The sequence below is a fragment of the Dietzia sp. NPDC055340 genome, assembly GCF_053645335.1.
On sequence record NZ_JBSHML010000030.1, the window covers coordinates 1 to 23,336 of the forward strand.

A 23,336-nucleotide genomic window follows, 5' to 3' on the forward strand; every position below is an offset into this window, starting at 1 on the left:
CACCCCCCGGACCATTGATGGCAGGGCAAGAAAGCCATGCCCACTCAAGCGACCAGACCTCCGACCACCGGAGGTTCAATAACGGTAACGGGCGGGGTTGCTACTCCCCGCGCAGCGCCTTCATGCGCTTGTGGGCGCCGGCCACGATGCGGCCGCGGTTGACGCCGGAGGAGAACTCGACGCCCTTCTCGTTGCCCTCGCCACCGCAGACGTGGACGGGGCCGTTGCCGATGGAGGCGATGACCTCGTCGGCGACCTCGTGAGGCTCGCTCACGGTCATGCCGGGCAGGTCCATGTCCAGGCCGGCGCGGATCATGGCGGGGGTGCGGGTGACGCCGAGGATGACCTCGACGACATCGACACCGTGCTCACGCATCTCGAGCCAGAGGCCCTCGACGAAGACACGGCTGAAGGCCTTGGCGGCGGAGTAGATGCTCATGTCGGCGTGACCGAGGTAGCCGGCCATGGAGCCCATCACCACGATGCCGCCCTTGCCGCGGGCCTTCAGGCCGGGGCCGAAGCGGCGGATGATCTGCATCGGCGAGGTGATGTTGAGGTCGATGACCTTCTGCACCTGCGCCATGTCGGACTCGACGAACTCGGCGCCGTAGGTGTTGGCGCCGGCGTTGAGCACGAGCAGGCCCAGATCGAGGCCGTCGCAGGCGGCGGCGATCTTGTCGGTCGAGTCGGACTCGGTCAGGTCCGCGGACACGACACGGCACTCGACACCCTTGGCGCGGACGGCCTCGGCGGTCTCCTCGAGGGCCTCGAGTTTGCGGGCGACGAGGACGGACGAGACACCCTGATCGGCGAGGCGGAACGCGATCTCGGCGCCCACGCCCTCGCTGCCGCCAACGACGAGGGCCCACGGGCCGTAGCTGGATGGATCGAAAGGTTTCGGATTGACAGGTGTCGACATACTCTCAGAGTATGACGACTGACAGCGATCGGCCAGGTTTCGGTGGAGTACCCCTGCCGGGGTTGAAGGCGGACGAGGTGTTCTCGTTCGAGGAGGCGCGCAAGCTCCTGGGGAATTCGTTCGATCCGATCCCCGTTCCGGCCCTTCCACCTGCGGATCCGGAACTCGACCGGGTCGTGTCCGAGCTGCGCCGGCTGCGGGAGGCCACCGCGGGGCTCGCCCACTCGGAGGTCGAGCTCGGCGACATCGCTGATCGTCTCGCCGAGGTGGCCGACCTGCTCGAACCGCGGGTGCCCAGCCCCTCCGATCGGCTCGCGAACATGTGGACGGGCGCCGGCACCCGGCGTTCGAACCCGGTATCCGGTCCGGAGAACCCGATCGCGCCACCCGTGGACTTCGTGGGTTGCGACGACGGCTCGGTCACGGCGACGGTCACGCTCGGCCCCGTCTACCAGGGCCCCCCCGGTTGTGTGCACGGTGGCATGAGCGCGCTGATCATCGACCACATGATGGGGCTGGCCAACCACTGGGGCGGCCGCTTCGGCATGACCGCTCACTACGAGCTCGACTACCGGTCGCCGACGCCGCTGCTGGTGCCGCTGACCTTCCGGTGCTGGGTGCACGAGACCGAGGGTCGCAAGACGTGGACGCACGGCACGATCCACGCCGGTGACCGGCTGTGTGTGGAGGCTCGTGGCCTGTTCCTCGAGGCCAGCGTGCCGGTGCCCGGCCAGCCCGGATCCCGCTCGACCGTCGCAGACGGCAGCGAGTAGGCCTCAGGCCTGCAGGTCCAGGTGAACGACCTCCCGAAGGTAGGGCGCGATCACCTCGGTCAGGCCGCTGGCGAGCTGGTCGGGATCCTCGGGCGGCAGCGAGATGAAGCTGATGCCGATGCGAGCGATGATCGAGGCGGCGAGCCGCGCCTGCTCGGGCGCGATCTGCATCCAGCTCTGGGACAGCGCCGGGGTCAGGACCTCGGTGGCCCGCTCGATGAGCGGGCCCGCCTCGGTGGTGATGATCCGCAGCAACTCCGGCTTGATATCGCCGGTGAGCAGCGCGCGGATGAGGGGATCACGGCTGCTGGAGAGCAGGAAGCCGTTGATCCCCTCACTCAGCGCCGTCTCGATCTCACCCGGGTTGCGGTTGATCGAGTCGCGGATCTCCCCGGCGAACCGCTCCGACAGCTGGAGCGCGTAAGCCTGCGCCAGCCCCTGCCTGTTGCCGAACGTGCTGTAGAGGGTCTGGCGGCTCAGCCCGGCGGCCTTGGCCACGTCCGACATGGTCACGGCCGACCAGTCGCGGTTCTCCAGCAGGCCGTGCATCGCGTCGAACACCGTGGAACGTAACGACCGACGCTCCGGGCGGTCCCCGGCGGGGGAGCGGCTGGCGGTGGTCGAGCGGTGACGCGGCATGGTGACCATTGTTCCCGAAGCGCGCGCGTCGCGTGGGCGGGGACCGTGTGACGGGCCGAACAACTAGGCGACGGGCAGGAAGTCGATCTTGTCGCGGACTCCGCAGTCCGAGCAGCTCCACGAGTCGGGGATGGCGGACCAGGGGGTGCCGGGCGGGAATCCCTCGCGGGGCAGGCCGGCGGCCTCCGAGTAGTGGTTTCCGCAGTTGGGGCAGACGTACTCGCCGGTCGCGGAGTTCTGCTCCGCGACTGCGGTGTCGGCGTCCGCGATGACCTGCTCCGCGGCCGAGGTCTCGGCGCCGCCGGGATCTCCGGCTGGGGTGGCAGCCTCGACCGTCGGACCCTCGACGGGGGTGGTGGCGTAGCGCGCGAGGATTTTGTCCCGCTTGGACGGCTGGATGTTGGCGCGGGTGATGTCGCCGTCATAGTGCGCGAGGACGCGCTTGTCCATGACCCTGCGCCACAGCGGCGGGATGTACGCCACGACCATCATCGCCGCGTAGCCGGACGGCAGCTGCGGGGCCTCGTCGAAGCTGCGCAACACCTGGTAGCGACGCATCGGGTTGGCGTGATGATCGGAGTGACGCTGCAGGTGATAGAGGAAGATGTTCGTGACCAGGTGGTCGGAGTTCCACGAGTGCTCGGGACGGCAGCGCTGGTAGCGGCCGGCCGAGGTCTTCTGCCGCAGCAGCCCGTAGTGCTCGAGGTAGTTGACGACCTCCAGGAGGGAGAAGCCGAAGACCGCCTGGACGATCAGCCACGGGGCCACCTGCCAGCCGAACACCGCGATCAGCGCGCCGTACAGCACGACGGTCATGAGCCAGGCGTTGAGATTGTCATTACGGAGGGTCCAGGGGCCCTTGCCCATTCGGCCCAGCCGCTCCTTCTCCAGCGCCCACGCGGACCGCGCCGAACCCACGACGCTGCGCGGCAGGAAGACCCAGAACGACTCGCCGAACCGCGAGCTGGCGGGGTCCTCCGGGGTGGCGACGCGCGCGTGGTGTCCGCGGTTGTGCTCGATGAAGAAGTGACCGTAGCCGGTGGTGGCGAGCGCGATCTTGGACAGCCACTTCTCGCTGCCGGAGATCTTGTGGCCGAGTTCGTGCGCGGTGTTGATGCCGATGCCGCCGGTGATCGCGACCGTCCACGCCACGCCGATCGACGCGGCGATGCCGAGCCCGCCGTCGTACCCGAGCCATGACAGGTCGTCGGCGCTCCACAGGTAGCAGGCCAGGATCAGCGCGCCGTACTGGAAGGGGAGGTACAGGTAGGTGCACCAGCGGTAGTACGGATCGGCCTCGAGCCGGTCCATCACCTCGTCCGGCGGGTTCTCGCCGTCGACACCGACGCGATAGTCACCCCACGGCACGGCCACGTAGACGAGGAACGGCAGCAGGTACCACGCGATGGTGGCGGCCACGCCCCAGCCGAGCGCGTTGAAGCCGGCCACCAGCGGAAGCGAGAGGAACAGCCCGGCCGCGGGGATGAGGCCGAGCAGCCAGAGGTACCGCTTGGCATCGGTCCACGCGTAGGGCTCCACCGCGTCATCGTGATCGTGCGCGCGGCCGTGCGCGTCGTTGTGTGTGTGGCCGTGAGCACCGGCGCTCTCGTCGTCATGACGGTCGGCGCCGTCCCCTCCGGCGGGTCGGATGTACTCGATGCTCGACATGGCTGACGACCTTCCCCAGACTCACGACGGTGTGGCATATGCCACTCTGTTGCCTCGACTTTAGACAAATTGCCGGGCGATGTCTAGACACGCGGGGGTTCTTTGTCCAAAGAGTTCGCGCGGTACGACGACGAGGACCTCGATCACCCGCGCGAGCCGGAATATCTGAACCGCTGACCTGGTTGTACGGGCAGGTCGTCGGATCAGTCATCCGACCCGGAAGGAGTGGTCCGACGTGACGATGCAACAAGCAGCGATGCGCACTCTGATGCGGGCGGAGAACAACAACATCACGCTCGACCGGAGCGTGTTCACGAGGGAGAACTTCCGCAGGATCGGTCAGTTCGCCCGGCCGCACACCAGGCTGATCGTCGTCTTCCTGGTGCTCTCGGTCTTCGGGGCCTCGCTCGCGGTCCTCACCCCGCTGCTCGCGGGACGTGTGGTGACCGCGATCGTGGACCACCAGTCGGTCCGGATCGTGATCGGCCTCGCGGTGGCGATCGCCGCGATCGGCGTGATCGAGGCCGTGACCTCGGTGTTCACGCGGCTGTGGTCGGCGCGGATCGGCGAGGGCTTGATCCTGGATCTGCGGCGCTCGGTCTTCGACCACGTGCAGACTATGCCGATCGCCTTCTTCATGCGGACCCGGACCGGTGCGCTGGTCAGCCGCCTGAACAACGACGTCATGGGCGCACAACGCGCGTTCTCCGACACGCTGTCCGGCGTCGTGTCCAACCTCGTCCAGCTGATACTGACGCTCATCGTGATGGCCGGCATCAACTGGCAGCTCACGGTCCTGTCCGTGCTGCTGCTGCCGATCTTCCTGTTCCCGGCCCGGTACGTCGGACGTCGCCTGGCGACACTGCGACGCGAGGCCGCGGATCTCAACGCGTCGATGAACGACCAGATGACCGAGCGTTTCAACGCCGGCGGCGCCACCCTGGTCAAGCTGTTCGGCCGGCCCCACGCCGAGTCGGCGGAGTTCGCCGCTCGCGCCGGTCGAGTCCGCGGTATCGGGGTGCGCACCGCGCTGCTCATGAGCGTGTTCATGAACTCGCTGACCCTTGTCTCCACACTCGCGCTGGCGCTGGTCTACGGCCTGGGCGGCTGGTTTGCTCTCAACGGCGGCCTGGACGCCGGCTCGGTCGTGGCACTGGCGCTGCTGCTCACCCGGCTCTACGGCCCGCTCACGGCACTGGCCAACGCGCCCATGGACGTCGTCACCGCGATCGTCAGCTTCGAGCGGGTCTTCGAGGTGTTGGACCTCAAGCCCATGCTTGCCGATGCCCCCGACGCCGTGGACCTCCCGGAGGGGCCCGCGACCATCGAGTTCGACGACGTCCGCTTCTCCTACCCCTCCGCTGACAAGGTGTCACTGGCCTCGCTCGAGGAGGTCGCCGTGCTGGACACCCGCGGCGGGCAAGAGGTGCTCCACGGGATCTCCTTCCGCGCCGAGCCCGGCCAGATGGTGGCCCTCGTCGGTTCCTCCGGGGCGGGCAAATCCACCATCGCCTCGCTGCTGCCGCGGCTCTACGACGTGGATTCCGGCGCGGTCCGGGTATCCGGTCTGGACGTGCGAGAGGTCTCGTCGTCGTCGTTGCGTCGAACGGTGGGCATGGTCACGCAGGACGGCCACCTCTTCCATGACACGATCCGCGCCAACCTGGCGTTCGCGCGGCCCGAGGTCGGCGACGACGAGGTGTGGGACGCGCTGCGGCGCGCGCGGCTCGAGGACCTCGTCCGCGAGCTCCCCGACGGCCTGGACACGGTGATCGGCGACCGCGGGTACCGGCTGTCCGGCGGCGAGCGGCAGCGCCTGACCATCGCCCGGCTACTGCTGGCCGCTCCGGCGGTGGTGGTGCTCGACGAGGCCACGAGCGCGCTCGACTCGACCAACGAGTCCGCGGTGCAGGAGGCGCTCGGCGAGGCCATGGCGCACCGCACCTCGCTGGTGATCGCGCACCGGCTGTCCACCGTGCGGGCCGCCGACCGGATCCTCGTGCTGGAGGCCGGGCGCGTGGTGGAGTCCGGCACGCACGCCGAACTGCTCGCCGCGGGCGGCCGCTACACCGAGCTCTACGAGACTCAGTTCGCCGACCAGGAATAGGTTGCCCGGCCGGCCGCGCCATCCGCCAGCCTGAGCCCGCCCTGCGGACCAACGAAAAGAGCGTTCCGCACACCCTTACTCGGGCGATGTGTGCGGAACCCTCTTCTCGATGCGCGGAGCCGGGCGCGGGTGTGCGGGGGCGTGGGGCGGCGCGGGTGGCGGGGGCGTGGGTGGCGGCGCGGGCTGCGGTGGCCTCAGCTCTCCAGGTGCAGGCCCAGTTCACGCGCGGCCAGCGCCGCGTACTTCGAGGTCTGCTCGAAGGCCGACTCGAGCGGGTTGACGTCGTTCATGTCGGCGATCTCGGCCCAACGCTCTGCCACGACCTCGGGGGTGCGGGCACCGTCGGGCAGGTAGACGCCGCGCGACTCGACCATCTGGGAGACGGCGAACACGCCGGCGCCGGCGCCGAGGATCGTCTTTGTGGGGGCGTCGTCGCTGACCATGAACAGGGCGCCGGGGGCGATGGTCTCCGGGCCCATGATGTCCAGCACCCGCTGCGGAAGCAGGTCCTCGGTCATCCGGGTGGCGGCGGTCGGGGCGATCGAGTTGACCTTGATGTTCTTCTTGGCGCCCTCGATGGCGAGCACGTTCATCAGACCGACCAGGCCGGACTTGGCGGCCGCGTAGTTGGACTGGCCGAAGTTGCCGTAGATGCCGGAGGTGGAGGTGGTCATGAGGATGCGGCCGTAGCCGGCCTCGGCCATGTGGGGCCACACGGCCCTGGTGCAGTTGACCGAACCCATGAGGTGGACCTCGACCACCTTGCGGAAGTCGGTGGAATCCATCTTGGCGAAGGATTTGTCACGCAGGATGCCCGCGTTGTTGATGAGGACGTCGATGCGGCCCCAGGTGTCCATGACGGTGGCGACCATCTGCTGGACGGCGGCCTCGTCGGTGATGTCGCTGCCGTCGACGATCGCCTCGCCGCCCGCGGCGGTGATCTCGTTGACGACCAGCTGGGCGGGGGAGGAGTCGCCGGCACCGCCGTGCACGTCGCCGCCGAGATCGTTGACGACGACCTTGGCGCCACGTTCGGCCAGGGCGATGGCGTAGGCGCGGCCGAGGCCGCCGCCGGCACCGGTGATGATCGCGACGCGGTCGGTGAAGTCGATCGATGTCATGAAGTGCTCCTGTTCGGGTGGGTCGTCTCTTGTGGGACGACGGTGACGAGCGGGCGGTTCGCCGTGTCGGCGGAGGGGTCAGCCCAGTTCGCCGCGGACGTAGGACTGGTAGGCGGGTAGATCGAGGAAGCCGTGGCCGGACAGGCCGATCACGATGGACGGGCCGGTGCCGGTTTCTCCGGTGTGCTCGCGGGCCTTGGCGAGCGCGCCGGCGATGGCGTGGGTCGACTCGGGCGCGGGCACGACGCCCTCCGCCTTGGCGAACTCGACGCCCGCCTCGAACGCGACGTTCTGCTCCACCGCCATCGAGTCGATCAGCCCGAGGTGCTTGACGTGGCTGACCAGCGGCGCCATGCCGTGGTAGCGCAGCCCACCGGAGTGGATCGGGTCCGGCACGAAGTCCTGACCAAGGGTGTACATCTTCATCAGGGGCGTCAGGCCGGCTACATCACCGTGGTCGTAGCGGAACTCGCCCTCGGTGAGCGACGGGCAGGCGGAGGGCTCGACGGCGATGATCTCGGTCGTGGCCCCGGCCAGGTTCTCCCGGATGAAGGGGAACGCCAGACCGGCCAGGTTGGAGCCGCCGCCGGCACAACCGTAGATGTAGTCCGGCGCACCCTCGCCGAACATCGCGAGCTGCTTGATGGCCTCCTCACCGATCACGGTCTGGTGCAGGCACACGTGATTGAGCACGGAGCCCAGCGAGTAGCGGGCCTCCGGGTCCCCGGCCGCGACCTCGACGGCCTCCGACACGGCCATACCGAGCGAACCCGGGGTCTCGGGGTCCTTGGCGAGCATGGCGCGCCCGGACTCGGTGAGATCCGACGGGCTCGGGTGGACCGAGGCGCCGAAGGTCTCCATGAGCATGCGGCGGTACGGCTTGGACTCGAACGAGGCCTTGACCTGCCACACCTCGACCTCGATCCCGAATGCCTGGCCGGCGAACGCGAGCGAGGCGCCCCACTGGCCGGCCCCGGTCTCCGTGGTGAGCTTGGTGATGCCCTCGGCGGCGTTGTAGTAGGCCTGCGCGACAGCGGTGTTGGGCTTGTGCGAGCCGACCGGACTCGTGCCCTCGTACTTGTAATAGATCCGGGCGGACGTGCCCAGTGCCTTCTCGAGCCGGCGGGCCCGGATCAGCGGCGCGGGGCGCCACAGGCGGTAGATCTCCTGGACGGCCTCGGGGATCTCGACGTACCGCTCGCCGGTGACCTCCTGCTCGATGAGCGCCATGGGGAACAGTGGCGCCAGATCCTCCGGCCCCAATGGCTCCTTGGTGCCGGGGTGCAGGTGGGGAGCCATCGGCTCCGGGAGATCCGCCTGGATGTTGTACCAGTGGGTCGGCATCTCGCTCTCGGGCAGAAGTGCCTTGACCAGCGAACCTGCGGAGGCGTCAGACGTCATGTGTGGTCCTCGGATGGAGTGGGAGGGGTGATCTACACCTCATCCTAAGAGGTCACGCCGCATCGGAACGTGGGGGATCCGCCCATCGAGGTATTCGGGACCGGATCGCACGAAGCCGAACTGCTCGTACCACGGCTGCAGGTGCGCCTGTGCGCCGATCTCGACGGGCTGGCCGCCGCACAGGTCGAGCCCCATCCGGATGAGCCGCGCGGCCACGCCCCGGCCGCGCCACTGTGGGGCCGTGCACACCCGGCCCAGATGCATGACCTCGCCGCTGCCGTAGATGCGCAGCGTGGCCGCGAGCTCCGACCGCTCCGGGCCGGGGACCCGCGCCAGCAGGTGAGTGGTCGCGGGGTCCGCGTCGACCTCGTCGATCTCGGCATAGGGGCAGTCCTGCTCGGCCACGAAGACGTCCACGCGAAGCTTGTACAACGCGTGGACGTCCAGCGGTCCCAGCCGGTCGAGCGCCGAGGCCGCTATCCGCAGCTCGGGAGTCTCGGTCGACGGTGGGGCCTCGTTCACTCGTCCTCGGACGGCTGGGGGGCCGATCCGGCGGCGGGTCCGGGTACCGGGCTTCCGGCAGCCGGTGAGATGTCGGCCTGCTGATCGGCCGGGCCCTCCGGATCCGCCGCGTCGATCGACACGTCCTCCCCGGTCGCGGGCTCCGCGGGATCACCGGCGGCCTCGGCGGGCTGCGGTGCGGATCCGGCGGCGGGGCCGGGCGCGGCGCTGCCGGCCGTGGGGGACTGGGCGGGGGCCGGGGCGGGCGCGGGCGTGGGCGCAGCGGAGGGAGCACCCGGGTCGCGCAGGAAGTAGGCGGTCGCGCCCGCGATAGCGGCGCCGCCGGCGAGTCCGGCGATCCACAGCGGGGCGAATCGGCGCAGTGGGCTCCGCTTCTGCGGCGGTGCCGCCAGGACGGACGTCTTCTCGCGCAGCGTGTCGGCGTGCTGCTTGGCGTCCGCCGCCAGCTCACCCAGGAGTTCGGCCTGCTCGGCGCGACGGTCCCGCACCACCTGGAGGCCACGGCTGGCACCGAAGAGGGCGAGGCCGACGGGGCCCCGGGTGGCGGCCACCGCGGCCTCGCCGAGGAAACGGGGATCCTTCAGGTCGAATGCCTTACGTGCGGCGGTACCGGCCTGCTTCAGGTCCTTCTCGGCCTGCTTGACGGCCCGACGTTCGGCAGCGCGATCGCTTCGTTTGCTCATATGACGATGGTGGCACAGCAGTCCGACAGCGACCACCAGTATCAGGCGGGAGCGGCCCGCTCACCGCGAACGTGGGGCTCTGATCGCGTCTCCGGCGATGAGCGTCTGCGCTGCGTGGCAGGATGGGGAGCGTGAGCATCGCAACGCAGAAGGCAACCATCCGCACCAATCGTGGCGACATCGTCGTCGAGCTGTTCGGTAACCATGCCCCGGAGACCGTCGGCAACTTCGTCGGCCTGGCCGACGGGTCCAAGGAGTACGCGCAGGCCAACGCCAAGGGCGAGAAGACCGGTCCGTTCTACGACGGCTCGATCTTCCACCGCGTCATCTCCGGTTTCATGATCCAGGGCGGCGACCCGACCGGCACCGGCCGTGGCGGCCCGGGCTACCAGTTCAAGGACGAGTTCCATCCCGAGCTCCAGTTCAACGAGCCCTACCTGCTGGCCATGGCCAACGCCGGGCCGGGCACCAACGGTTCGCAGTTCTTCATCACCGTGGGCCAGACCCCGCACCTGAACAACCGCCACACCATCTTCGGCAAGGTCGCCGACGACGCCTCGCGGAAGGTCGTCGACGAGATCGCGGCCACCCGCACGGGCGCGATGGACCGCCCGACCGAGGACGTCGTGATCGAGTCGATCGAGATCTCCTGACCGACCACCGCGGTCAGTCGGCGGCGCGGGAACCGGTTCGACCGGGCCCGCGCCGCCGTCGTATCCGCAGGGCCCTGCAGCACCCGAGCGACCGGACATTATGAGCACCCAGACCCGCCGCGGCGGCGCCATCGCACGCTTCTTCCGTCTCCAGCCCGTCACCGCGTGGCTGATCACCGCGAACCTCGCCGTCTATCTCGCGACCGTGGCCCAGTCGCGCAGCTTCATGGACAACCACCATTCGGCGCTGTTCGATGCCACCGCGCTATTCCCGCCCGTGGTGGTGGTCCGGGATGAGTGGTGGCGGCTGCTCACCTCCGCGTTCCAGCACTTCGGGCCCATGCACCTGCTGCTCAACATGTACATGCTGTGGATCCTGGGCTACGGCATCGAGCGCAGCATCGGGCATCTCCGGTTCCTGGCGCTCTACCTGATATCGGCGATCGGTGGCTCCGTCGCCGTCCTACACTTCAGCCCGATCGCCCTCACCGCGGGCGCGTCCGGCGCGATCTTCGGCCTCATGGGCGCCTACGCGATCGTCGCGATGTCCATGAAGCTGGACGTCAAGGGGGTCGCCGTCCTGCTGGCCCTCAACATCGGCATCAGCATCGTCGTCCCCGGGATCTCACTCGCCGCCCACCTCGGGGGTCTGGTCGTGGGCGCGATCGCCGCGCTGGCCCTGGTCGTTCTGCCCCGCCTGCTGCCCTCCCGCACCGGCCGTGCGGGGCGTGAGGCCGCCTCGTGGACCGGCTACCTCGTGGTGGCCGTGCTGCTGGGCGTCGTGGCGTGGTTCTCCGCGGAGGCGCTGCTCTCCGAACTCGCGGGGGCCGCCCTGTCGGGCCTCTGACCCCTGGCGTCGACGCCGCGGCGCCGGCTCACGTCACTCGTCGGTGGGCCGGCCGCGGAAACCGAGGCCGGTCAGGGTCTCCACCACATCCCGGGGATCCGTCCCCAGGTCCAGACGGGTGAACACGTCGAGCTGCTCGCGCCCACGGTCATCCACATATTCCAGGCGCATGAGGTGCTGCCGCGCACCCCACCGGGCCACTCCCAGCGATCTCACCTCCACGACCTCCTCCCTGGGAACGAAGATCGTGCCGCTCAGCTTCCTGACCGCGAGCGAGCCGTCCACGACCTCCAGACGGGGCCGACGCAGCAGCTGTGAGACCGCGGTGGGGATGAGAATCAGTGCGGCCAAGCCCGTGAGCAGGAGCGCAAGGGGATCCTGACGCAGGAGACCCACCAGCACCAGGCCGAAGCCGATAACGATCTGAACGCTCGGCCACAGCACGCTCGGGGACCACGATGCGACCTTCGGCCCGGCGTCTGACGCGTCTCCACCACTCATGCCGCCCATCCTCCCTTATCCACAGGCTCTATCCACACTGTGGATGAATAACACGGGTGGAGTTCGAGTGCTGTTCGACCAGACGAGCGTCCGACCTGCGGCGGGGTCGTCGTCGTCGTCCATTTCTTGTAATCCACAGTGTGGAGGGAGTTATCCACAGCGTGTGAGGGCTGGGAAATTCGCAGGTCAACAGGCGGAACATTCACGTGAAGGCCTGTTGACCTGCATAAATGGTGGTAAGAGGTGAAAATGCAGGTCACCCCCCGCGTGTCGCGGGGGGTGACCTGTGGATGAAGCTGTGGATAAAAAGCGGGGCGTCAGCGCCAGTTCATCGTCATGAGCAGGCCCACGACCGCCAGACCGAAGCCGATCGCGAAATTCTGCCACGTCTCCAGAGCCATCATGAACGGGATCTGCTCACCGGCGAGGTAGTAGACCACCAGCCACGCCAGGCCGATGATCATCAGCCCGAGCATCACGACGAGGTACCAGCGCGGCGTCGGCGAGCCCTTGACCTTGACGGGCGTGCGGCTGACGGCCGCGTCGGTGTACTCGGTCTTCGACCGTACCTTTGACTTGGGCATTTCAGTCCTCGAACTGCTGGGGGATGTCTGGCGATACCCTACCAAGCCGCGCCCGGGACGTTCACCTCATCCGGGCGCAGTACGCTGCATCTATGCGCATCCTCGTCGTCGACAACTACGACAGCTTCGTCTACAACCTCGTCCAGTACCTGGGGCAGTTGGGCGCGGTGTGTGAGGTGTGGAGGAACGACGACGAGAGATTCTGCGGCCCGGAGGGTGTCAACGATCCGTCGGTCCTCCGGGACGTCGTGGCGGGGTTCGACGGCGTTTTGCTCAGCCCCGGGCCCGGTACTCCTGACCGCGCGGGCGTCACGATTCCGCTCATCGAGGTCTGTGGGCGGGCCGGCGTTCCGGTGCTCGGCGTCTGCCTGGGCCATCAGGCGATCGGCGCGGCCTTCGGCGCGACCGTCGACCGGGCCGCCGAGCTGATGCACGGCAAGACCAGCCAGGTCACCCATGACGATTCAGCTGTGCTCGCGGGGCTCCCCAGCCCGTTCACCGCCACCCGCTACCACTCGCTGACCGTCCTGCCGGAGACGCTTCCGGACGAGCTCATCGCCACGGCCTGGACGGAGTCTGGACTGCTCATGGGGATGCGGCACCGGGATCTGCCGATCCACGGCGTGCAGTTCCATCCGGAGTCGGTGATGAGCGACGGCGGCCACAGGATGCTCGCCAACTGGCTGGGGATATGTGGGGAGCGGCCGTCGGAGACGCTCGTGACGCGCCTCGAGACCGAACTCGACCGCACCCGCGGCGCCGCCCTCGCCTGAGCAGTGCACCTCCCGGCTGGCCCGGGCCGGGGGTGAGCCCAGAGCGGCAGGCCGGCGCCCAAGCGCGCGGTGGGCGGGCCGGCTCAGCCGGGCCCGGGGACCAGGCCGAATCGGATGACGCGGACCACGACCTGGTCGTTCACGCCCGCCTCACCCACCGGTGGCTGCTGGGAGTAGATCTGGCCGACCCGCGCGAGATCGGGATCGTTCTGGGGGAGCTCCACCAGCTGTCCACGGCCGCCGCGCCATCCGGCCTGCTCGAGCTTGGCCAGCGCCTCGTCGACTCTGTCGCCGACGATGTTCGGCATCTCGAACCGGTTGCCTGCGGACACCTGCACGGTGATGGTCGCGCCCTTGAGCTGGGTCTGGCCGGCCGAGGTCGACTGCTCGACGACCTGGCCCTCGGGGGCGGTGCCGTCGACGCGTCGGGTGTCCACCCGGAAGCCGGCGGCCTCGAGAGTCGCCCTGGCGGTGTTGGCGTTCTGACCCACCACGTCGGGGACCTGCACCTCTTCCGGTCCCGACCCGACGGTCAGGCGGACGGGCCGGTCGGAGGGGACCTGCGAGCCCGGCGACGGGTCGGTGTCGACGACCTTGTCCTGGTCCTCGATCGTCGACGGTCGGGCCTCGTTGTCCGGAACCACCTGGAAGCCGGCCTCTTCGAGGGCGCGGCGGGCGTCGACCGGGGACATCCCCATGACGTTCGGCACGGACAGGATCGGCTTACCGGTGGAGACCACCAGTGTGATCTCCGAGCCGACCGCCAGCCGCTTGCCGGCGATGGGATCCGACGAGATCACATGACCCACGGGGATCTGCGGATCGGTCTGCGGGACCTGTACCGGCTCCAGTCCGAGAGCGGTGAGCTCCTCGACGACCTCCTCCACGGGCCGCTGCGCGACCTCGGGGATGGAGACCTCCTGTTGCGGACGCGAGAAACCGGTGCCTCCGTCTCCGGTCGCCCAGATCGACACCCCCGCGATCACACCCAGGACGAGCAAAGCGGACAGCGCGATGATGACGGCGCGCGGACGCTTACTCTCCCCGCGCCCGGAGCCCCGGTTACCGGAGGAGGGCGCTGCGGTCGACGCCGCCGCGACCCCGGCGCCGCCCGCCGCCGCGCCGTCACCGGGAGTCCCGCCGAGATCGTGCGCCTCGGTCAGGGTCTCGGACGGCGACGACCAGTCCGACCGCCCCGAACCGAAACCGGCGCCGGTGAAGCCGTGCGGGGCGTCGGGCCGCTGGTCGTCGTCGAGTTCGTCGTCGGACAGGACCAGCGGCGCGGACGGTCGACCGCCCGACAGCACGGCGAGCAGGTCCGAGCGCATCTCTCCGGCCGAGGCGTACCGGTTCTCCGGGTTCTTGGCCATCGCCTGCATGATCACCGCGTCGACGTACCGACTGACCTGCGGGTTCACCGAGGACGGCGGCTGGGGGGTCTCGCGCACGTGCTGGTACGCCACGGCGACCGGAGATTCACCCGTGAAGGGCGGCTCGCCGGTCACCATCTCGTAGAGCACACAGCCCGCCGAGTACAGATCCGAGCGGGCGTCGACGGTCTCCCCGCGGGCCTGCTCCGGGCTCAGGTACTGGGCGGTGCCCAGGACCGAGGACGTCTTGGTGAGTGTCGAGGTGGCGTCGCTGACCGCGCGCGCGATCCCGAAGTCCATGACCTTCACCGCGCCGTCGCGGGAGATCATGATGTTCGCGGGTTTGACGTCGCGGTGGATGATGCCCTTCTTGTGCGAGAAGTCCAGCGCCCCGCAGACATCGGCCATGACACCCAGGGAGCGGTCGATGTCCATCGCGCCGTCCATCTTGACGATGTCGCGCAGGGTGTCGCCCTCGACGATCTCCATCACGATGTACGGCAGGGCGCCGTCGGCCGTCGGCTCCTCGCCCTGGTCGTAGATCGCGACGATCGAGGGATGGTTGAGCGACGCCGAATTCTGGGCCTCGCGTCGGAACCGCTGATAGAAGCTCTCGTCGCGGGCGAGCTCGGGCCGCATGATCTTCACGGCGACGTCCCGGCCGAGGACGGTGTCGCGGCCGCGGCGGACCTCGGACATGCCGCCGAAGCCGAGGGCGTCACCGATCTCGTAGCGCCCGGCGAGGATCGAGGGAGTGGTCATCCGCGCTCTCCTCCGCCTTGTCCGCCCGCGCCCGGAACGCTCTGTCCCTGCTGGCCCTGTCCCTGCTGTTCCTGGCCCTGCCCGGGCTGCGGCACCAGCGAGTTGAACTCCGAGGTGATCGAATCGAGCATGTCGTTCAGGTCCGGTGGCGGTGGGACATCGGAGGTCGTCGGGCTCGGCTCGGGCGTCGGCGAGGGTGACGGCGTGGGAGTCGGCTGCTGGGTGGGTTCCTGCGTGGTGGTGACGGTGACCGGCGGGGACGTCGGCGTGGTGGGGGTGGTGGTGGAGCCACCGAACAGTCCGCCCGGGCCGAAGACGCCCGCGTTGGACAGGGCGACCACAGCGGCGACGGCGATAGCCGCCACCAGGAGGAACACGACGAGGAACCAGCCCACGCACCCGCTGTTCGACCGGCGCTTCGGCGCCCGGGTGGTGGCCGGCGGCGCGGCGACCCGCTGCGTGGACGTCTGTGCGGCCCCGGGGCGGACGCCCGCCTGCGGTGGGCGCTGCCCCCGGGCGGTGCCGGGATAACCGGCGGCCCCGGGCTGCATCTGCGTGAACTGCCGGGTGGGCGTGGGCCCCTGCTGCTGAGTCGGTGGTTGGCCGCCCGGGCCGTCGGATAGGACGGTGGTCGCCGCGGTGTCACCGGCCAGGTACCCGGCGGCCGCGCCCGCGGCCCCGGCAACACCTGCCGCGGTGATGAACGCACTCGCCGGCCTGGGGTCCCGGCCGGCCCGCACGTCGGAGATGGCGTCGGCGAAGGCACCGCCGTCGGGATAACGGCGGGCGGGGTCCTTGGCCATGGCCTCGGCGAGGACCCGGCGCACGGGTTCGGGCACGGAGTCCGGCAACGGCTCGGGGGTGTCGCGGACGTGCATCATCGCGATGGTCACAGGGGAATCGGCCACGAACGGCCGCCGCCCGGCCAGGCATTCGTAGCCCACCACCCCGAGTGAGTACACGTCGCCGGCCGGGGAGGTGTGGTGGCCCATTGCCTGCTCGGGCGAGATGTACTGGGCCGTGCCCACGACCATGCCGGTCTGGGTGACGGCCGAGGCGCCCATTGACTTGGCGATCCCGAAGTCGGTGAGTTTCACCTGCCCGGCCGGCGTGATGAGGATGTTGCCGGGTTTGACGTCGCGATGGACCAGGCCGATCGCGTGCGCGGCGTTGAGGGCCCGGCCGGTCTGCTCGAGCATGTCCAGGGTGTGTCGCAGCGGCAGCCTGCCCTCGCGGGCCAACACGTCCGACAATGGCTCGCCCACGACGAGCTCCATGACCAGGTAGGACAGCGGGCTGCCGGAGGCGGGGTCCTCCACTTGACCGTAGTCGTAGACCGTCGCGATCCCCGGATGCGAGATCCGCGCCGTGACCTTGGCCTCGGAGCGGAATCGTTCCACGAACTCGGGGTCGGAGGAGAACTCGGGCTTGAGGATCTTCACCGCGACCCGCCGGTCGAGTACGGCGTCGTCGGCTTCCCACACCTGGCCCATGCCGCCGGTGGCGATCAGCCGCAGCAGTCGATAGCGGCCGGACAGCACCGCGCCGGAGTTCAAGCTCACGGCGTACCCCCCATCAGCGCGCCCAGGACCTCGCGGCCGATGGGTGCGGCGTAGGTTGCGCCGACGGTGTCGCGCGTGATGCCGGGGCCCGACTCGAGCGCCACGGCCACGGCGATGTCCTGGCCGGGTACGAACGCGATGTACCAGGTGTAGGGGATCGACTCGGAGGAGTCGGCGCCGTGCTCGGCGGTGCCGGTCTTGGAGGCAATGGTGACCCCGGGCAGACCACCGCCGGCGTGAGCCTCGGCGCCCACCATCAGCTCGGTCATGGTGGCGGCCTGCTCGTCGGTGAGGGCGCGGCCGGCGTCGCGGGGGGTGAAGCCCTCGATCACCGAGAGGTCTGGCGCGGTGAGGGCCTTGATGAGCTGCGGCTGCATCCGCACGCCGCCGTTGGAGACGGTTGCGGCGACCATCGCGTTCTGCAGGGTCGTCATGCGGACGTCACTCTGCCCGATGGAGCTCATCGCCAACTGGGCGGCGTCGTCCATCTCGCCGAGGCCGGACGGCGCGACGGGGAGACCGAAGTTGTCCGGAGCGGTGCCGTCGACGCCGAATCGGGCGGACATGTCGGTGAAGGCCTCGTCGCCGATGTCCTGGCTGAGTTCGACGAACGGCACATTGCAGGACAGCTCGAACGCGGTGCGCAGGGTGACGGTTCCGCCACCGCAGGTCTGGCCCGCGTAGTTCTGCAGGTAGGTGGAGGTGCCCGGCAGGAGGGTGCGGTCGGCGCCGGAGACCGGGGTCTCGGGGCCGATGCCCTGCTCGAGGGCGGCGGCGGTGGTGATGACCTTCATGGTCGAGCCGGGCGGCAGTGACTGCTGGGTGGCGTGGTTGAGCAGGGGACGATCGGGGCTCGCCTCGATACGTTGCATGGCGTCCGTGCGCACGGCTTGGTCCTGGCTGGACAGCTCGCCTGGATCGTAGGACGGGCTCGAGACCAGGGACAGAACCTCGCCGGTCGAGGGCCGCACGGCGGCGACCGAGCCGACGAAGGGGCCCTGCCCGGCGCCGCGCTGGAGGGCCTGGAAGGCGACCTCCTGGGCCGCCGGGTCGAGGGTCAGTTCGACGTTGCCGCCCTGCGGGGTGCGGCCGGAGATGAGCCCGGTGATGCGCTGGGACAGCAGCCGCGGGTCGGAGCCGTTGAGGAACGCGTCCTGGGAATGCTCGATGCCGGCGGTGGCGTACTGCAGCGAGTAGTAGCCGACCGTGGGCCCGAACGAGTACGGGGCGGTGGGGTAGGTGCGCTCGAACTCGAAGCGCCCGTCCGAGGGCAGCGACATGGCCAGCACGCGCCCGCCCGCGGTGATCTGCCCGCGCTGCCGCGAGTACTCGTCGAGGAGCATGCGCGTGTTGCGGGAGTCGGCGCGCAGTTCGTCGGCACGGAAGACCTGCACCCAGGTGAGCTGGAGGAGCAGCGCCACGACCATGACCATGGCGGCGACGGCGACTCTGCGGATAGCGGTGTTCATACGGCGCTCACCCGTTCCTGCGGTCGGACGCGCGGCCCGGTGACAGCCGCGGCGCGCGCATCATGCCGGTGGCGGCATCGGCCAGTGCCGGGGCCTGGCGCGGGGTGGGCAGGGGACGACGGGCGTCGTTGGACAGCCGCAGCAGGACCGCGAGCAGCGCATAGTTGGCGAGCAGACTCGACCCGCCGTACGCCATGAACGGCAGCGTCAGGCCGGTCAGTGGGATGAGGGTGGACACGCCGCCCACCACCACGAACACCTGGATCACGACGGTGAACGCCAGGCCCACGGCCACGAGCTTGCCGAAGCTGTCGCGGATGGTCAGCCCCACGCGGATCCCGCGCAGCACGAGGATCAGGTACACCATCAGGACGGCGGCCAGGCCGATCAGGCCCAGTTCCTCGCCGACGGTGGAGGTGATGAAGTCGGTGTTCGCGAACGGCACCTGGTCGGGCCGACCGTTGCCGAGCCCGGTGCCACCCATCCCGCCGGACGCGAGCCCGAACAGCGCCTGCGAGCTCTGGTAGCCGCCCGTGTCGAAGTAGGCGAACGGGTCCTGCCAGATCTGGAACCGCACCCGCACGTGCCCGAACAGTGCGTACGCGAGCACACCGCCGATCGCCACCAGCACCACGCCGATGAGCAGCCAGCTCACGCGCTCGGTGGCCACGTACAGCATCGTCAGCACGGTGGCGAAGATCAGCAGCGCCATGCCGAGGTCGGTGTTGAACACCAGCACGCCCAGCGACAAGAACCAGGCCACGATGATCGGCCCGAGGTCACGCGCACGCGGCAGGTCCACGCCGAGCACGCGCTTACCGGCAGTGGTGAACAGCTCCCGCTTCTCCACGAGGATCGACGCGAAGAACACGATGAGCAGGATCTTGGCGAACTCGCCGGGCTGGATGGTGAAGCCGGGCAGGATGATCCAGTTCTTGGCGCCGTTGATCTCGGAGAACCGGGCGGGCAGCACCGCGGGGATCGCCAGCAGCAGCAGTCCCGCGAAGCCGGTGGTGTAGCCGTATCGGGCCAGCACGCGGTGGTCGCGCAGGAAGAAGAGCACGCCGGCCATCACGGCGAGACCGATGAACGTCCACAGCAGTTGGCGGGTGACGTCCATGCCAGGCGGGTCGTTGCCGTTCGCGACGGCGCGTGACGCGTAGGCGAGGTCGAGCCGGTAGATGAGGACCAGCCCCAGCCCGTTGAGCAGCGCGACCCCGGGCAGCAGGACGGGATCGGCGTAGGGGGCCAACCAGCGGATGAGCAGGTGCGCGCCGCCGGTCAGGCCGAAGAACGCGAGCGTGATCCACAGCAGCGCGAGCGAGAGCTCCTGCTCCTGGGCGAGCTGGACGATGAGCAGCGAGAAGCCGACGATCACCGTGGCGGCGATCAGGAGGACGAGCTCCTTGCCGCGGCGCGGTCGGTCGGGGATCGCCTGCCCGCGGGGGTTGGTTGCGGGACCGGTCATGGTCAGCTCACCGCCCGGCAGTTCTCCCCGGGGACCTGCGGTGGGGCGGGACGCGCCGTGGGAGACGGCTCGCCGCCGTCCCTGCCGGGTGCGGGGTCGGCCGGCTCGGCGGCGGGATCGTCGGTGCCGCGCGGAGGAGCGTCGGCACCCGGCTCGGGATCGGCGGGATCGGGGGTCGGAGCGGGCGACGACGACGGCGCGTCGCCGGCACCGCCCTCGCCCGCGCGGGCCTGCTCCTCCTCGGGCTCGCAGGGGGGCAGGAGATTGTCCTGAGCGAGCCGGAGGACCTGGGAGTTGGCCTCGGACAGGCTGCCCGAGGGCATGCCGGCGCGGACGGTCTCCCTGGCGGGCTCACGGAGGTCACCGAGGGTGAACACGTCGCAGCCGGAGGGGATCGAATCCGGCTCGTGCATCGTCAGCATGCCCTCGGGGGTCAGGCATGCGACACGGCTGACGGAGGACAGGGCGATCCCGAACACGTCCCCGGAAATGCCCCGCTTGACCACGACCTGGCTCTCCTGATCGGTGACGAAATAGTTGCTGCGCACCAGCAGCGTCGAGACGCCCACGATCCCGGCGATCACGACGAGCACCCCGACCACGCTCAGGGCGAATCGCCAGCGGCTGCCGCGGGGCGGGTCGGCGTCGGCTTCGTCGTCGGACTCGGACCCGGCGCGCCCGGTGCTTCCGGCCTGCCCGCCCGAACGTCCGTCACCAGCGCCGTCGGCGCTGTCACCGTCGGCGCCCTCGCCGTTCCGGGAGGCGACCCGGGAGCGTGAGAACGCGGCGGCCTTGCCCGCCGCGGTGGCGGAGTAGGGATCGGCGGCGGGGTCCACGACGCCCGGCTCGTCCGAGGAGGCGGCACCCACGACCACCGGGATGACAGGGGTGTCGCGGGCGGACTCGACCACGTCGGCCACCACGACGGTGATGTTGTCCGGCCCGCCCGAGCGCAGCGCCAACTGCACCAAACGGTCGGCGGCCTCGTCGACGGAGCCGGCGGCGAGGGTCTCCGAGATCGTCGCGGTGCTCACCGGGTCGGAGAGGCCGTCCGAGCACAGCAGGTAGCGGTCGCCGATCCGCGCCTCGCGCGTGACCACGGTCGGCTCGACCGGTTCGCCGGTGAGCGCCTTGAGGATCAGTGAGCGGCGCGGATGCGAGTGGGCATCGTCCTCCGACAGTTCACCGCGGTCGACCAGCGACTGCACGAAGGTGTCGTCTTTGGTGATCTGCGACAGCTCGCCGTCGCGCAACAGGTAGGCACGCGAATCACCGACGTGGATCAGGCCCATGCGGCGGCCGTCGAACAGGAGCGCCGTGGCCGTGCAACCCATGCCGTCGGTCTCCGGGTGGGCGTTCACGTGCGCGGCGATCGCGCTGTTGCCGACGGTGAGGGCCCTGCTCAGGGTGCCGGTGAGGTCCTGCCCGGGCTCGTCCTCGTCCAACTTGGCCAGGGCCGCCACCACGAACTGGCTGGCTATCTCGCCGGCCGCGTGGCCACCCATCCCGTCGGCGAGCGCGAGGAGCCGGGGACCGGCGTAGGCCGAGTCCTCGTTGTTCTCCCGCACCATCCCCAGATGGGACCGCGCCGTGTAGACGAGTGCCGGCGTCACGCGCGTAGCTCGATCACGGTCTTGCCGATACGGATCGGCGTCCCGGCCTCCACCTTGACCGGGGTGGTGACCCTCGATCTGTCCAGATAGGTCCCGTTTGTCGACCCGAGGTCCTCGAGGAACCAGTCAGGGCCGTGTGGAGACAGTCTGGCGTGTTGGTTCGACGCGTAATCGTCGTCGATCACCAGCGTGCACGAGTCGGCCCGGCCCAACAGGACCGGTTGCTCGGACAGCGTGATGCGGGTGCCCGCCAGGGCGCCCTGCGTGACCACCAGGTGCCGGATCGTCTTGGAACCGCGGCTGAGGAAACCCCCCGTGCGGTCACCGCGACCGCCCGAGCGCATCCCCACATTTCCGAACACGTCGGTCCTGAGCGCTCGCAGCGTCAGATAGATGAACAGCCACAGCAAGACCAGCAGAAGGCCACGCGAAAGCTGCAGAACGAGTCCCTGCATCGCTGTTGTCCTCTCTCGCCGGTCTGTCAGCTCTACCAACGTGTCATCGCCCCCCGGGGTTCCGGGGGACATTCCGCTGTAGTGGAGGCTAGTCGAACCGTACGACGATCTCCGAGTGCCCGACGCGGATCACATCCCCGTCGGCCAATTGCCAATCCTGCACCGGTCCACCGTTGACCGTGGTGCCGTTGGTCGAACCGAGGTCGGTCAGGAGTGCCTCGCGGCCGTCGAACCGGATGTCCGCGTGCTGCCGCGACACACCGGTGTCCGGCAGGCGGAACGCCGCATCCTGACCGCGGCCGAGCAGGTTGGAACCCCGCTGCAGGCGGAAGGTGCGGCCGGAGCCGTCCTCGAGGTGCAGCGTCACCGTCAGCGATGATCGGCCCTGGGTTATCCGGGTCGGGGCGTCGGACGGGCCGCCCCAGCCGGCGCCCTGGTCGGGCTGCCGTGCCGAGACGGGATAGTTGGACGCGGGTGCCTGCATGTCGTTGCTCTCCTTGCTCGCCCACGACGAATCGGACGCGGGCGACGACGGCGCCGGATGATCCGGGGCCGGAGCCGGCGCGGCGGCCGAGATGTGGAACGGAACGGCATCGGGATCCACGACCCCGTCGATGCGCATCTGTCCGGTGTGGAGATCGTCACGCTCGACGAATGTCACGGCCACCGGACCGTAGGTTTCCCAGCCCTGCTCGCCGATATGGTCCGAGAGATGGCGGGAGAAGGTCTTGACGGCCAGCGCCTCGTCCTCGGTGAACGACGCGTAATCGGACCGGGCCAGGGTGATGGTGTAGCTGTTCGACACCAACAGGTGGCCGTCGACCACTTTGAGGGAGGCCTCCGCCTGCTTGCGTAGCTGGGCCTCCACCTCGGCCGCGACCACCTTGCCGCCGAAGAGACGGGCGAACGCGTCGCCCACAGCGCCCTGCAGGGTCCGTTCGAACTTGCCGACTATGCCCACGTCGCGCCTCCTCTCTCTCCACATGTCGTGGCCTCTCGGGCACGACCGGTCGGGCCGCCCTCGGCGGCATCCGGTCGATCATAGAGGCGGAGGCCGCTCTAAGCACGCGCCAGAGTTGCGACTACTAGTTCGGTGATTCCCCGCGCGGAGCCGCGTACCAGGCCCCACCTGCTGATTAGTAGTGATCGGACAGGTCGTGTTAACGTATTCGAGCGTTACTCGGGCGAGTGGCGGAATGGCAGACGCGCTGGCTTCAGGTGCCAGTGTCCTTCGGGACGTGGGGGTTCAAGTCCCCCTTCGCCCACAGTCGAGATGTCCCGGATCAGATGATCCGGGACATTACTCATTTGCCCGGCTCGCTGTCTGGCAGGTTGGGGTTAATGGCCAAATTGTGTGTATAGCGCTGGGCGTGTCGGGGTTGGTTAGTGGCTGGTTCGGCCGCCCCAGCCTTTCTGGATTCCGTTGCCGTCTTCCCAGCTGAAGTC

The 23,336-nt window shown here is 69.4% G+C and carries 21 protein-coding genes and 1 tRNA gene; 6 read left to right on the forward strand and 16 right to left on the reverse strand.

Features of this window, described 5'->3' with window-relative positions; all coding sequences use genetic code 11:
* Nucleotides 1-100: 100 nt before the first annotated feature.
* On the reverse strand, nucleotides 101-919 hold the full coding sequence (locus ACWIFB_RS16805) for an SDR family NAD(P)-dependent oxidoreductase (RefSeq protein WP_344995661.1): 819 nt from the start codon (nucleotides 917-919) through the stop codon (nucleotides 101-103).
* Nucleotides 920-930: 11 nt separating this feature from the next.
* On the opposite strand from ACWIFB_RS16805, the gene ACWIFB_RS16810 reads away from it, so the two are divergent.
* Nucleotides 931-1,692, forward strand: a complete 762-nt coding sequence (locus ACWIFB_RS16810) for a PaaI family thioesterase (protein WP_454058842.1) — start codon at nucleotides 931-933, stop codon at nucleotides 1,690-1,692.
* A 3-nt stretch (nucleotides 1,693-1,695) separates the two neighbouring features.
* Here ACWIFB_RS16810 and ACWIFB_RS16815 read toward each other — a convergent pair whose 3' ends face one another.
* Nucleotides 1,696-2,331 (reverse strand): TetR/AcrR family transcriptional regulator, encoded by a 636-nt coding sequence (locus ACWIFB_RS16815; protein ID WP_230929640.1) that lies wholly within the window; start codon nucleotides 2,329-2,331, stop codon nucleotides 1,696-1,698.
* A 63-nt stretch (nucleotides 2,332-2,394) separates the two neighbouring features.
* Nucleotides 2,395-3,999: a fatty acid desaturase gene (locus ACWIFB_RS16820; RefSeq protein WP_344995670.1), complete on the reverse strand. Its 1,605-nt coding sequence runs from the start codon at nucleotides 3,997-3,999 to the stop codon at nucleotides 2,395-2,397.
* 241 nt (nucleotides 4,000-4,240) lie between these two features.
* On the opposite strand from ACWIFB_RS16820, the gene ACWIFB_RS16825 reads away from it, so the two are divergent.
* Entirely contained in the window at nucleotides 4,241-6,106 is a 1,866-nt protein-coding gene (locus ACWIFB_RS16825) for an ABC transporter ATP-binding protein (RefSeq protein ID WP_454058849.1), read from the forward strand.
* Between the two features lie 194 nt (nucleotides 6,107-6,300).
* Here the strand turns inward: ACWIFB_RS16825 and ACWIFB_RS16830 are convergent, their stop codons facing one another.
* From ACWIFB_RS16830 to ACWIFB_RS16845, 4 genes are all read right to left on the reverse strand, one after another.
* Nucleotides 6,301-7,227 carry an SDR family NAD(P)-dependent oxidoreductase gene (locus tag ACWIFB_RS16830; RefSeq protein ID WP_452098320.1) on the reverse strand — a complete coding sequence of 309 codons (927 nt, stop codon included), beginning with the start codon at nucleotides 7,225-7,227 and terminating at the stop codon, nucleotides 6,301-6,303.
* A 78-nt stretch (nucleotides 7,228-7,305) separates the two neighbouring features.
* Entirely contained in the window at nucleotides 7,306-8,628 is a 1,323-nt protein-coding gene (locus ACWIFB_RS16835; protein ID WP_454058843.1) for a TrpB-like pyridoxal phosphate-dependent enzyme, read from the reverse strand.
* Nucleotides 8,629-8,667: 39 nt separating this feature from the next.
* Nucleotides 8,668-9,150: a GNAT family N-acetyltransferase gene (locus ACWIFB_RS16840; RefSeq protein WP_344995682.1), complete on the reverse strand. Its 483-nt coding sequence runs from the start codon at nucleotides 9,148-9,150 to the stop codon at nucleotides 8,668-8,670.
* On the reverse strand, nucleotides 9,147-9,833 hold the full coding sequence (locus tag ACWIFB_RS16845; protein ID WP_454058844.1) for a hypothetical protein: 687 nt from the start codon (nucleotides 9,831-9,833) through the stop codon (nucleotides 9,147-9,149). Before ACWIFB_RS16845 ends, ACWIFB_RS16840 begins: the two co-directional genes overlap by 4 nt.
* A 122-nt stretch (nucleotides 9,834-9,955) precedes the next feature.
* Here ACWIFB_RS16845 and ACWIFB_RS16850 point away from each other — a divergent pair, with 122 nt between their 5' ends.
* Both ACWIFB_RS16850 and ACWIFB_RS16855 read left to right on the forward strand, forming a co-directional pair.
* Nucleotides 9,956-10,486, forward strand: coding sequence for a peptidylprolyl isomerase (locus tag ACWIFB_RS16850; RefSeq protein WP_344995688.1), 531 nt, complete (start codon nucleotides 9,956-9,958; stop codon nucleotides 10,484-10,486).
* A gap of 100 nt (nucleotides 10,487-10,586) precedes the next feature.
* Nucleotides 10,587-11,333 carry a rhomboid family intramembrane serine protease gene (locus ACWIFB_RS16855; RefSeq protein ID WP_454058845.1) on the forward strand — a complete coding sequence of 249 codons (747 nt, stop codon included), beginning with the start codon at nucleotides 10,587-10,589 and terminating at the stop codon, nucleotides 11,331-11,333.
* A 33-nt stretch (nucleotides 11,334-11,366) separates the two neighbouring features.
* Here ACWIFB_RS16855 and ACWIFB_RS16860 read toward each other — a convergent pair whose 3' ends face one another.
* Nucleotides 11,367-11,834, reverse strand: a complete 468-nt coding sequence (locus tag ACWIFB_RS16860) for a PH domain-containing protein (protein WP_452098323.1) — start codon at nucleotides 11,832-11,834, stop codon at nucleotides 11,367-11,369.
* A 317-nt stretch (nucleotides 11,835-12,151) separates the two neighbouring features.
* Nucleotides 12,152-12,418, reverse strand: a complete 267-nt coding sequence (gene crgA, locus ACWIFB_RS16865) for a cell division protein CrgA (protein WP_344995699.1) — start codon at nucleotides 12,416-12,418, stop codon at nucleotides 12,152-12,154.
* A gap of 92 nt (nucleotides 12,419-12,510) precedes the next feature.
* On the opposite strand from crgA, the gene ACWIFB_RS16870 reads away from it, so the two are divergent.
* The gene (locus ACWIFB_RS16870; RefSeq protein WP_452098324.1) at nucleotides 12,511-13,191 is read left to right on the forward strand and encodes an aminodeoxychorismate/anthranilate synthase component II; all 681 of its coding nucleotides are present in this window, start codon (nucleotides 12,511-12,513) and stop codon (nucleotides 13,189-13,191) included.
* A gap of 83 nt (nucleotides 13,192-13,274) precedes the next feature.
* On the opposite strand, the gene pknB is transcribed toward ACWIFB_RS16870, so the two are convergent.
* The 7 genes from pknB to ACWIFB_RS16905 form a co-directional block, all read right to left on the reverse strand.
* Nucleotides 13,275-15,323, reverse strand: a complete 2,049-nt coding sequence (gene pknB, locus ACWIFB_RS16875) for a Stk1 family PASTA domain-containing Ser/Thr kinase (RefSeq protein WP_454058846.1) — start codon at nucleotides 15,321-15,323, stop codon at nucleotides 13,275-13,277.
* A complete protein-coding gene (locus ACWIFB_RS16880; RefSeq protein ID WP_454058847.1) occupies nucleotides 15,320-16,885 on the reverse strand; it encodes a protein kinase domain-containing protein in 1,566 nt (521 codons plus the stop codon). The genes pknB and ACWIFB_RS16880 overlap by 4 nt, the downstream gene beginning before the upstream one ends.
* Nucleotides 16,882-18,354 (reverse strand): penicillin-binding transpeptidase domain-containing protein, encoded by a 1,473-nt coding sequence (locus ACWIFB_RS16885; protein WP_452098327.1) that lies wholly within the window; start codon nucleotides 18,352-18,354, stop codon nucleotides 16,882-16,884. Before ACWIFB_RS16885 ends, ACWIFB_RS16880 begins: the two co-directional genes overlap by 4 nt.
* Nucleotides 18,355-18,361: 7 nt before the next feature.
* Entirely contained in the window at nucleotides 18,362-19,822 is a 1,461-nt protein-coding gene (locus ACWIFB_RS16890; RefSeq protein WP_452098328.1) for an FtsW/RodA/SpoVE family cell cycle protein, read from the reverse strand.
* A gap of 2 nt (nucleotides 19,823-19,824) precedes the next feature.
* Entirely contained in the window at nucleotides 19,825-21,435 is a 1,611-nt protein-coding gene (locus ACWIFB_RS16895; protein ID WP_452098329.1) for a PP2C family protein-serine/threonine phosphatase, read from the reverse strand.
* On the reverse strand, nucleotides 21,432-21,890 hold the full coding sequence (locus tag ACWIFB_RS16900; protein ID WP_452098330.1) for an FHA domain-containing protein FhaB/FipA: 459 nt from the start codon (nucleotides 21,888-21,890) through the stop codon (nucleotides 21,432-21,434). Before ACWIFB_RS16900 ends, ACWIFB_RS16895 begins: the two co-directional genes overlap by 4 nt.
* Before the next feature lie 88 nt (nucleotides 21,891-21,978).
* The gene (locus ACWIFB_RS16905) at nucleotides 21,979-22,851 is read right to left on the reverse strand and encodes a DUF3662 and FHA domain-containing protein (RefSeq protein WP_454058848.1); all 873 of its coding nucleotides are present in this window, start codon (nucleotides 22,849-22,851) and stop codon (nucleotides 21,979-21,981) included.
* 221 nt (nucleotides 22,852-23,072) lie between these two features.
* On the opposite strand from ACWIFB_RS16905, the gene ACWIFB_RS16910 reads away from it, so the two are divergent.
* Nucleotides 23,073-23,155 (forward strand) — tRNA-Leu (locus ACWIFB_RS16910).
* Nucleotides 23,156-23,336: the final 181 nt, after the last annotated feature.